At 68.7% G+C, this 10,551-nt stretch carries 8 protein-coding genes and 1 pseudogene; 3 read left to right on the plus strand and 6 right to left on the minus strand.

Annotation, left to right across the window (positions count from 1 at the left end):
• Positions 1-228, minus strand: a pseudogene (locus ACFE64_RS13540) (excinuclease ABC subunit UvrB); the annotation flags it as partial.
• 88 nt (positions 229-316) lie between these two features.
• Here ACFE64_RS13540 and ACFE64_RS13545 point away from each other — a divergent pair.
• Positions 317-736 (plus strand): DUF3617 domain-containing protein, encoded by a 420-nt coding sequence (locus ACFE64_RS13545; RefSeq protein ID WP_375392989.1) that lies wholly within the window; start codon positions 317-319, stop codon positions 734-736.
• A 15-nt stretch (positions 737-751) separates the two neighbouring features.
• On the opposite strand, the gene ACFE64_RS13550 is transcribed toward ACFE64_RS13545, so the two are convergent.
• On the minus strand, positions 752-1,180 hold the full coding sequence (locus ACFE64_RS13550; protein WP_375392990.1) for a hypothetical protein: 429 nt from the start codon (positions 1,178-1,180) through the stop codon (positions 752-754).
• Position 1,181: 1 nt separating this feature from the next.
• The gene (locus tag ACFE64_RS13555; RefSeq protein WP_375392991.1) at positions 1,182-1,883 is read right to left on the minus strand and encodes a DNA/RNA non-specific endonuclease; all 702 of its coding nucleotides are present in this window, start codon (positions 1,881-1,883) and stop codon (positions 1,182-1,184) included.
• A 229-nt stretch (positions 1,884-2,112) separates the two neighbouring features.
• On the opposite strand from ACFE64_RS13555, the gene alr reads away from it, so the two are divergent.
• Positions 2,113-3,147 carry an alanine racemase gene (gene alr / locus ACFE64_RS13560; RefSeq protein WP_375392992.1) on the plus strand — a complete coding sequence of 345 codons (1,035 nt, stop codon included), beginning with the start codon at positions 2,113-2,115 and terminating at the stop codon, positions 3,145-3,147.
• A 61-nt stretch (positions 3,148-3,208) separates the two neighbouring features.
• Here the strand turns inward: alr and ACFE64_RS13565 are convergent, their stop codons facing one another.
• Positions 3,209-6,538: a TonB-dependent receptor domain-containing protein gene (locus ACFE64_RS13565; RefSeq protein WP_375392993.1), complete on the minus strand. Its 3,330-nt coding sequence runs from the start codon at positions 6,536-6,538 to the stop codon at positions 3,209-3,211.
• Between the two features lie 276 nt (positions 6,539-6,814).
• Here ACFE64_RS13565 and phaR point away from each other — a divergent pair, with 276 nt between their 5' ends.
• Positions 6,815-7,372, plus strand: a complete 558-nt coding sequence (gene phaR, locus ACFE64_RS13570) for a polyhydroxyalkanoate synthesis repressor PhaR (RefSeq protein ID WP_375392994.1) — start codon at positions 6,815-6,817, stop codon at positions 7,370-7,372.
• On the opposite strand, the gene ACFE64_RS13575 is transcribed toward phaR, so the two are convergent.
• Both ACFE64_RS13575 and ACFE64_RS13580 read right to left on the minus strand, forming a co-directional pair.
• Positions 7,340-8,920 (minus strand): hypothetical protein, encoded by a 1,581-nt coding sequence (locus ACFE64_RS13575; protein WP_375392995.1) that lies wholly within the window; start codon positions 8,918-8,920, stop codon positions 7,340-7,342. The two genes, phaR and ACFE64_RS13575, sit on opposite strands and share 33 nt — an antisense overlap.
• A gap of 48 nt (positions 8,921-8,968) precedes the next feature.
• A complete protein-coding gene (locus ACFE64_RS13580) occupies positions 8,969-10,474 on the minus strand; it encodes a hypothetical protein (protein ID WP_375392996.1) in 1,506 nt (501 codons plus the stop codon).
• Positions 10,475-10,551: the final 77 nt, after the last annotated feature.

Consider the following 10,551-nt stretch of genomic DNA (forward strand, 5'->3'; position numbering starts at 1 on the left):
GGTCTTGCCCGAGCCGGTGACGCCGAGCTGCACCTGATCCTTCTCGCCGGCGCGCGCGCTCTCCACCAACTCGGCGATCGCGCCGGGCTGGTCGCCCGCGGGCTGATAGTCGCTGACGAGCGTGAACCGCTTGCCCCCCTCCACCTTGGGCGGGCGCTGCGGCCGGTGCGGCACGAACGCCTCGCCCGTCTCCGGCTCGGCGAGATTGGTGCGAATCTGGATGGCCATCGCCACGCGATATGGGAAGAAAGCGGCCGGCCCGCAACGAAGCGGGACCGGGGGGGTCGCGCTCGTTTATCGCTGTCGTGAGGTAATCTTGCTCCGTCCGCTGCCGCTCCTGCCCGTCCTGCTCGCCGCCGGGGCCGCGACGCCGATCCTGCCCGGCAGATGGGTGACCACCACCACCGTTCTCGACGCCAGCATGCCCGGCGCGCCGCCGCAGGTGGCCGCGATGATGAAGGGGCGCCCGACCACCGTCACGTCGTGCATCGCACCCGCCGACGCGGCGAACGGTCCGCGGGCGCTGGCGGAGAAGTCGAACGGCCGGTGCAGCTACACGCAGTTCAGCATGGCGGCCGGTCGCCTGAACACCGCCATGAGCTGCAAGGGCGACATGACCGCGCGCTTGACCGGCAGCTACACGCCGACGTCGCTGTCGCTCGACGGCACGATGACCGGCGCGGGCGGCATGATCGTGAAGATGCACACCGAGGGCCGTCGGGTGGGTGCGTGCTGACGCCGGCGGGCGGGACTACGCCGGCGGCTTCAGCGTCCAGGCATGAGGCGAGGGGGGTGGATAGACGACCGGCTTGTCGCCGAAGCGCGCGCGGAGAACACGTTCGCGGCGGTCGAGGCTGTCTTCCCCGGATCCTTCGAGGTCATCGAAATCGAACTGCGCATCGAACTTGCCATGGTCGATAGTATAGTTCATCGTTGTCCAACGCTTGTCCTCTGGCTCTAGACACCATGCCTCGATCAACAACTGCCAAATCCTGGACTCGCCGATATCGACATAAGTCACGGATGAACCCTCATCCTTGAATATGTCAGGACTAACCCAGCCTTCTCCGATTTCGACGTACAAGAGAACGCCGTCCGGCGTGCCGCCGACGATCCGCATTGTCTCGTCACCAACCGCCCGGAGCGCGGGGCCGAGCAGGTCGAACTTATCTAAAGGCATTTCACTTTCCTCGCGACGAGTTTGGGAAGATTTTGCGCTGCGTGATCCCGCCTGATCGCCAAGTGACATTAAGTGAGTCAGGTCGCTTTGACGCGTTTGGGTAATGAGCGAGGATGTCGACGGACACATTGGCTCCCGAACGAAGACTCTTCGCCCACGCGTCCTCGAGCGCGCGGTATGCGCCCCGGTTGAAGTTAGCATCTTGGGCGAAGTGGTTGAACGAGTCGTTCGGGCCGTTGAAGCGGGCGGCGATGAAGTGGCCGCCGTCATCAGTATCGCGGCGATCAACGCCGCCGGCCTGCCGCTGGTTAGCTCTCGACCGCGCGGCATCTTCAAGCGACAAATCTCCTTCGACGTGTCTGGTGCGGTCCGACGTGTCGACTAGAAAATGATAGCCGTTTTTGGTGACGTTCACCGGCGAATTGGCATCCGGCCTGTCGGCCGCCGCCTCTCTGGCGAGTGCTTCGTCGGCTCTGACTATCGCCTCCTCGCCGGCCTGCGAAGGCGATTCCTGCGGATCGGACCACGTTCCCGAGGCGCCTCCGCCGCCGGACGTTCCGCCACCGCCACCGTGAAAAATGCCGTCACCCCAGCTTTCCCTGCCTTGGTTACGCCGTGGCGGTTTGGACGGCCGCGCTCCGCCGGCACCGCCCGCGAACGTGAACTGCCCGTTGGCGGGGTCGTGATTGGGGTTGAACTTCACCTCCAGCGTCGGGTCGGCGCGCTGCTCGGGCAGCTAGTAGCCGGTTCGCGGCCAATGCGCGAAGGGAGCGTCTCGTCGCACAGCAGCCGATGACGAGAGGGACATGCCGTTTCTCCAATTGGGCTGGAGAACAAAAAACGAACATATCCTACATTGCAAGCATCGTCTCGTCCTCCCTCACGCCGTCGCGCTCTGGCCTGATCGGCGCCTACCGCGTAGCGGGCGGGCGATGACCGACGCGCCGCTCCGCCTCCGCCTCGACGGGCAGGCGCTCGCCGACAATTGGCGGGCGCTCGCGCGGCTGAGCGGGCCCGCGGCGTGCGGCGCGGCGGTGAAGGCGGACGGCTATGGCCTGGGCGCGGCGGCGGTGGTGGCCCGGCTGGCGGCGGCCGGATGTCGCCAATTCTATGTCGCGACCTGGGCGGAAGCGGCGGCGCTGCCGGCGGACACGCCATCCGTGGCCGTGCTGCACGGGGTGCGGGCGGCGGACATGCCCGCGGCGCTGAGCGGGGCCGCGCGGCCGGTGCTCAACACCGCCGCGCAGGTGGCGCGCTGGCGGGCGGCGGGGGGCGGCGCGTGCGACGTGATGGTCGACACCGGCATGAACCGGCTCGGCGTCTCGCCCGGAGAGATCGCGGCCGGGCTGCTCGACGGGCTCGCGATCGACACGCTGATGAGCCATCTGGCCTGCGCGGACGAGGACAGCGCGATGAACCGCCGCCAGCGCGACCTGTTCGCCGCGGTGGCCGCCGGCGTGCCCGCGCGGCGGCGGAGCCTCGCCAACTCGGCCGGGATCGCGCTCGGGGCCGAGTATCGGTTCGATCTCACCCGGCCGGGGCTGGCGCTCTACGGCGGCGTGCCGCGGCCGGAGCTGGCGGACGTGATCCGCCCGGTGGTGCAGCCGGAGGCGGAGGTGCTGCAGCGCCGCCGCGTGCCCGCGGGCGAGACGGTCGGCTATAACGCGACCTGGACCGCGCCGGCCGACACCGAGGTCGCCATCCTCAACATGGGCTACGCCGACGGCTATTATCGCGGCTTCTCCGATCGCGGCGAAGCGCGTCTAGGCGACGTGCGGCTGCCGGTGATCGGGCGTGTGTCGATGGACCTGGTCGCCATCGACGCGACCGCCGCGCCCGAGCTGGCGGAAGGCGACTGGGTGGCAATCGACTTCGCGCTGCCGGCCGCGGCGGCGGCATCGGGCCTGTCGCAATACGAGCTGCTGACGGGGCTGGGGCGGAGGTACGAGCGGGTGTGGGACGAATAACCAAAGAAAAGGGGCGGCCGGACCAAGGTCGGACCGCCCCTAAGCTTCACCTTATCGAAGATCAGAATACCTTCGCGCGCACGGCCACATACACGAAACGGCCGCGACTATCGTAGATCGCTCCGTTGCCGGAACCGGTCAGGCCGAGCGGCGGCACCGTGTTGCCGAGATTGTTGACTCCGACCTGAAGATTATAGCGGTCGTTCACGTCATAGCCGATCCGCGCATCGCTGTAGGTGCGGATCGGGTATTCGATGATCGAGAAGGCGTCGGCATTCTGCGGGGCTTGGCCATTGACGGCGTTGTAGTTCTCGAACGCACCTTGATACTGCCGACCGATCCAGCGGAACCCATAACCCAAGGTCACCTTGTTGATCTTCACGTCCGCATCGATGTTGAATTGGTCCTGCGGGTCCCCTAATTCGCGCGTGATGACGTCCTTGAAGGTCGGGATCGCGGGGTTCACGAACTGATCGCGCTGGATGACATGCGTCCAGATGCCGCGCAGCGCCACCGTGCCGAAGCCGAAGCGGTGGTTATACTCTGCGTCCAGGTCGATACCGCGCGCCTTCAGTTTGGCGAAGTTCGCCGACGCCTGCAGCAACGACCCTTCGATGACGCGGAAGTTCTCCTCGCCGCGCGGCCCTGTCCCGCTTGCGCGCTGGAACAAGCCGCAGAACGGATTGCTGAGGGTCGGTGAATCGTAGCAAAGGTTGAGGATGTTCTGGGCCGTCACCGAGTTGATGACGTTATTCACGGTGATGTCGTAATAGTCGGTCGTGATCGACAGGCCCGGAATCCAGTGCGGCGTCAGCACAACGCCCGCGGTAATCGAGTTCGATGTCTCTGCTTGTAGATTCGGATTGCCGCCGCTGCGGATCTCCAGCGTCGCCGTGTAGACATAGTCGTATGTCGCCGGTCGTCCCGCGGCGGTGCAGTTCGCCGAGCGATAGGTCGAGCCCGCCGCCAGGTTGCGCGCCGCGCACGGGTCGGTCACGGTGGCGAAGTTCTGGCTCGCCGGCGAGTATAGATCACCGAGATAGGGTGAGCGCACCGAGTGCGAGTAATCGGCGCGGAAGCCGATGTCGCGCACCGGCCGATACTCGCCGCCGCCGCTATAGGCGTAAACGGTGCCTACCGCCCCCTTGTAGTCGGCGACGCGACCGGAGCCGGTGAGCGTCAGCTCCTTGGCGAGGAAGAAGTCTTTCAGCAACGGCACGCGCAACTCGCCGAACGCTTCCTTCACCTCGAAGGCCGGTGCGGTGAACGCCGGGATGGCGTTGTAGAAGGCGTATCCGGCCTGGGTGATGTCATCGAGGTCGTAGCTGAGCGTCTCGCGGCGGTACTCGCCGCCGATCGCGAAGCCGATCGGCCCGCCGGGCAGGCTGAACAGCTGGCTCGCGTCGCCGCTGACGGAGCCGCCCGCCACGAACTGCGTCGCCTTGCCGGTGGCGAGCGTGTTCTGGGTCAGGTAATTGAGCGTGGCGCCCGAGATATTGCCTTCGCCGAACGGGTTGAGCGGCACGCAGGCGGCGACGTCAGCGGCAAGGATCGCGGCCTTCTGCGCAGCGGTCCCGTTCGCCGTGGAGACGGAAGCCGCGTAACGCGGATCGACTTGCGATCGGCAGACGATCTGGCCGGCGGCGTTGCGGGTCGTATCGGACGCGAGCAGGAAACGTTGCGTATTGATGTTGCCGATGATGACGTTGGTCTCGTCGTGCTGTCCGTAGTTGGTGGACAGTTCGTAATGCCAGTCGCCGTTGAAGTCGCCGCGGATGCCGGCGACCAGCTTGAAAGTCTTACGGGTCAGCAGCTCGTCCCTGATCCCGAGATCGAGATAGTTGCGGCGTTCCGAAAAGCGGAAGGTTCCCGCCACAACCTGCGCCAACGCCGCGTTCTTGGCGGCCGTTCCTGCGGCCGTGGCCGCATACGCGGTCCCCGTGTTGGGGTTGACGCCCGAGTTGATCGCGGCCGTCAATTGTGCGCTGATGAGCGAGCGCGCCTGAGTGGACAGGTAAGGATTATCCAGCCTGATACCCTCGCGGTTCACCACCGTGTTCGTCGCGCTGTTGACGTAAGACGAATCGGCGAAACCCGTAATCGGGGCGCCATCCCCCAGGGTCTGCCCCTGCGAGAAGAACGGACCACTCGATGAGCCGAATGCCTTGGTGCGGGCATAGCGCAGCTCGAAGAAGGGGGTGAAGGCACGGGCGAAGTCATAATGGCCCAGCGCCGTGACCGCTATTCGCTCCAGATCGGGGGAGAGCAGCGTCAGGTTCCCCTCGCGACCCGAATAGCCGTTGCCCGAAAGGAAGCTGCCGTTCGGCCCCAGGCCCACGCGCTGTCCGGTCTGCGGGATCAACGTGCCGTCGGGCTGGAACAGATAGGCGCACGTGAACGCCGTGCGTGCCGCCGCGTTCGGGTTAGAGTCGAGCCCGCAGGGCGCGGACGCATTGGAATACCGAAAACCGAGCTGGCCGCCGAGCGAGATAGTCGTCGAGCGGATATCCTGGAAATAGATGGCGTCGGGGATGCCGTCCGATCCGTTGAGCGAGCCGGCCGGGTCCGATCCGACCGTCACGAAGCCGTTTACCGGCCGGAAATAGGGCCGGCCCGACGCATAATAAGGGGACTGATGCGAGAACTCGGCGTTGACCGCGATGTTGCCGCGATCGTCGTCGAAGTTCTTGCCGGCCACCGCGGAGATATACTGGCTGCCCGCGTCCATGAAGGGCACGGTGATGCCGGACTGGCCGTGGATGGCGAGCCCGTCATAATGGTCCTTGAGGACGAAATTGACCACGCCCGCGATCGCGTCCGAACCATAGATGGACGACGCGCCGCCCGTGACGATGTCGACCTTCTCGATCAGATCGGACGGGAAGGTGTTGGTGTCGACGACGGCGCGCTTGTTGATCAGGTCCGCCGCCACCTCGCGTCGGCCGTTGACCAGCGTCAGTGTGCGGGTGGTGCCGAGGCCGCGCAGGTCGAGCGCGTTGATGCCACGGACGCCCAGCGTGCCGGTGATGGAGTTCTGCGAACCCAAGGTGGTGCGCAACTGCGGCAGATCGTTCAGGGCGTCGCCCGGCGAGATACGGCCCGATTGGAACAGTTCGGCGGCCGAGATCGTGGTGATGGGGGTCACCGATTCGATGTTGGCCGAGCGGATGCGCGTGCCGGTGACGAGCACCTCCGTGGACTTGTCCTCGCCGGCCTGCTCGACGCGCTGATCGGCGTCGCTGCCGGTCGTCGACTGGTCGGTCTGGGTCGTCGACCCTCCCGTTCCCGCCGGAGTCGTCTGGGGAGCAGTGGTCTTAGCACGCGCAGCCGAGGGTGCGGCCATCAGCGCGGGCAGCAACGCAGTTGCAGCAAGCAGGCGAGCGGTGTTCATCATCTTTCCCCCGTGGCTCTGGATCGCGCCGATTAACGGCTACGCGACTAGGTTGCGGGGGGAGCCCGCCGCCGAGCAAGCGCAACATTGGTCACGAGTTCTGCCCAATTCATCTTTCGTTAATGAACGTGACAAATATGACACGTCATTGACATGCGAAGCGACCAGGCGAGATCGACTCATCGCGACGATGCTGCGCTGCTGCTGCGCAACGAAGGCGTTGTGCTGCAGCGCGAAATCATCCACAATCTGCCGATCTGGGATCGAGGCTAGCCGATGCGGAAGAAAGAACTGGAAGGCGGATCGGCGCCGGTCACGGTCAAGAAATACGCCAACCGGCGGCTCTACAACACCGAGAGCTCGTCCTACATCACGCTGGACGATCTGGCGAAGATGGTCCGCGCCGGGCGCGATTTCCGCGTCATCGACGCGCGCACGGAAGAGGACATCACCCACAATGTCCTCACCCAGATTATCATGGAGGAGGAGGGCCGCGGCCAGGCGCTGCTGCCGGTCAGCTTCCTGCGCCAGCTGATCGCGCTTTACGGCGATTCGATGCAGGCGGTGGTGCCGGGCTATCTGGAGGCGTCGATGGACAGCTTCCGCCGCAATCAGGAGCAGTTCCGCTCGGCGGTGGAGGGCGCGTTCGCGGGCTCGCCCTTCGCCGACCTCGCCAAACGCAACATGGCGATGCTCGACGCCGCCGCCCGCGCCTTCAAGCCCCCGGCCTCCGCGACGCCGGCGACCGCGCAGGGCGGCAAGGACGCGGAGATCGCCGGGCTGCGCGCCGAACTCGCCGCGCTACAGGACAAGGTGGAGCGGTTGGGGCGCTGATGCGGCCGGTGGCGAGCCGCCGCAGGACTCGCATGCGCCCGGCCGGCGGGGCATAGCCCCGACCGACGACGCGGCTTGGCCGCGTCGCAGCCGCGGTCCCAAGTCCTGCCTCACAAAAACCAGCGTGTGCCAGCCCGCGCGCGGCACGCTCAGGCGCAGCCGATAGTCCCGCCGCAGCGCCGCTTTCAGGGCCGCGAGGCTGTCCCGGTTCCAGATCGCCAGCCGCCGGTCGACGGTGACGATCACCGGCGGGCGTGTCGCCAGGACGCGGCGCACCTCCGCCGCCTCGTCGATCCCGGTCGCGCCCTGCTCGGTCGTATAGGCGAGCAGGTTCGGGAAAGCGTAGGGCGTCGGCGTGCAGGCGTGCGCGAGCAGGTAGGTGATCGTGTCGCCCATGAAGACATAGGGGCAGTGCCCGCCGCTCTCGCGCGCGACCAGCGCCGCCACCGCGCGTGCCCCCGTGCCGTCGTCATGTGCCGCCACCCGCTCCGCGCCGGCGACCGCCGCCATCAGCCCCAGCGCGGCGACCAGCAGCCGCATCGATCGTCCCAGCGCCGGCGCGGCGCAGACCGCCAGCGGCGCCAGCAGCGGCAGCGCGTAATGGTCGAACCACGTCCCGATCGCCGCGAAGCCGAGCAGCGCCGCCGCCAGCCAGCCGAACGCGACGCGGAGCGCCCGCGCGGTCCGCTGCCGCCAGCCCAGCGCCGCCGCGACGCCGAGCGGGGCGAGCTGCGCGCCGATGCCGAGCAGCCGCATTGCCAGCTGGTCCGGCGGATAGCCCGGCCGGAGCGCGATCGAGGTGAAGTTGGCGAAGCGCCACGCCGCCCACCACCCATGCGCCCCATACCATGCACCCGCCGCGACCGTCGGCGCGAGGCCGAGCAGCAGCCACGTCGCGCCCGCCCCTGCCGTCGCCGGCCAGCGCGCGCCCGCGCGCCGCAGGAACCAGAGGTGCGCCAGGCCGGCGAACGCCGCCTCCACCGCGGCGGTGTATTTCAGCTGGATCGCCACGCCGCCGAGCGCGCAGGCGGCGAGCCCGCTCGCCACGATCGCGCCGCGTCGCTCCGCCGCGGCCAGCGCGGGTAATCCGAGCGCGAGCAGCCCGGCCAGCGCGACCGGCAGGTCGTAGAACACCGGCGCCTGTCCGCCGCGCCCGCCGAGCAGCGTCAGCCCGAGCAGATAGGCCGCGCCCGCCGCCAGCGCGCCCCGCTCGCGCGCGCCGACCGCCCGCGCCGCCGCCGCGACCACCACCGCGGTCGCCGCCGCGAAGGCGCAGGCGACCAGCTGGTAGGCGACGATGCCACCCTCCGCATCGGCGCCCCCCAGCACCCGGATGCCCGCGAACAGCAGGAACAGCCCCACCGGCTTGCGGTCCCAGAGGTCGACGAAGGGGACCGCGCCGTGCAGCAGCCGGTCGCCGACCAGCAGATACCATTGCTCGTCGACATGAATGACGGGATTGCCGACATCCCAGCACCGCAACGCCAGCGCGAGCAGCGGCAGGATCACCGCGGCGCGCCGGGCGGCGGGAGAGAAGCGGGGCGTCACCGCGCCGCTGTAGCGCCAAGCCGGGCGGGCGGAAGCGCCGTCGAGCGTTCAGCGGTCGGTGCGCACCAGCATGCGGTTGATCTCGTGACGGGCGGCGGCGCGCGGATCGCAGCCGCCCGGCCGCCGGAACAGGCAAGCCCGGCCGTCACCGAAGCAGGCACCGCGCGCATAGGCCGGCGGCAGCTTCGCCGCGAGGGCGGCAGGCGCCAGAATGGTGTCGAAACCGGCGCTGGCGGCGGGCACCCAGGTGGCGGGGGCGCTGTCGCTCGCATCGGGCGCATAGAGCGGCACGGCGCGGTGGAGATAGGCGTAGCCGCCGGTATCGGTCCACGGGGTGCCCACGATGGCGACGCCGCACAGCCCGGGCGCCTCGCGCAACGCGGCAAACGCCTCCAGTTCGGGCGTCACGCGCTCCCACGCGTGCGCGCCGTTGCTGGCGAAGGCGGCCGCGGCCGAGAGCGCCAGCCAGCCGAGCGCGGCCGGCCATAACCGCGCTCGGCCCCCGCCGCGCCGGGCCGCGGCCCGGTCCAGCGCCTCGACGGTGCCGATGCCCGCCAGCACGACGGCGATCGCGGTGGACAGCAGGATGTAGCGATATTCCTTGTGCGCGATCAGCGTGTGCGCGGCGAGGTTGACGAGCGCGCAAGCGACCAGCGCGGGATACCGGCCGACCACCGTGCGCGCCGCCAGCCAGACCGGCACGATCGCGACGCCGAACATGGCGAGGATCGCGACCGGGTAGAAGGCTGGCCCGTCGGTCCACAGATGGGAGCGTTGCAGGCCGATATTCTGGTGCAGGTTCTCGAACACCCAGCCGAACGGCCGGTCGCCCATCGCCATGTCGAACCCGCCTGCCGCGACGATCACCGCGGCGCCGCCCGCGATCGTCCAGCCCCATCGCCGCCCGTCCCGGCCGCAGGCGATCGCGCCGAGCACCGCGATGGCCGGACCGTACTGGAACCGCAGCACCGCGCCGACCCCGAGCAACGCGCCGCCGGCGAGCAACCGCCGCCGATCCTGCCGCGATCCTTCGAGCAGCGCCGCCCCGGCCAGGATCGGCGTAACCGCGATCGCCTCGGTGAGCGCCTGGGTGGCGAACAGCGCGAACTCCGACCAGATCGCGACGAGGAACGCGGCGAACAGCCCATGGCGGGGTGAGAGGCGCCCGCCGATCGCGGCGGCGGCGGCGACCGCGCCCAGCGACGCCAGCACCAGTCCGAGCTTGGGCAGGAGAAGATAGGCGTCGCCCGCCGGATCGAGCCGGCCGCCGAGCGCCATCGGCCCCGCGAGCAGCAGCGGCAACAGCCAGCTGCGCACGCCGTAGCGATATTCCCACGGCGTCACGCCCGGCCCGAACGCCAGCCGGTGGGCAGCCTCCCAATATTGAAAGATCTCGTCGGGAAAATAGGAGCGCGGCGTCGCCAGCAGCGCGAGGCGCAGCGCCAACGCGGCGAGCAGGATCAGTCCCAGCGCATGCGCACGCGCCCAGTCGGCGAGGCGGCTCGCCGCGGTCTCGATCGTCGCCGGGGCGAGCGCGCCGGCGACCGGCGTCATCAGAGGCAGGCTTCCAGGAACGGCTGGTCGAAGCCGAACTGCTTGGCCTTGTCGAGCGTGTAGGGGCGCAGGCCCAT

Source organism: uncultured Sphingomonas sp. (assembly GCF_964250165.1).
In the GTDB taxonomy this organism is placed as follows: Bacteria; Pseudomonadota; Alphaproteobacteria; order Sphingomonadales; family Sphingomonadaceae; genus Sphingomonas.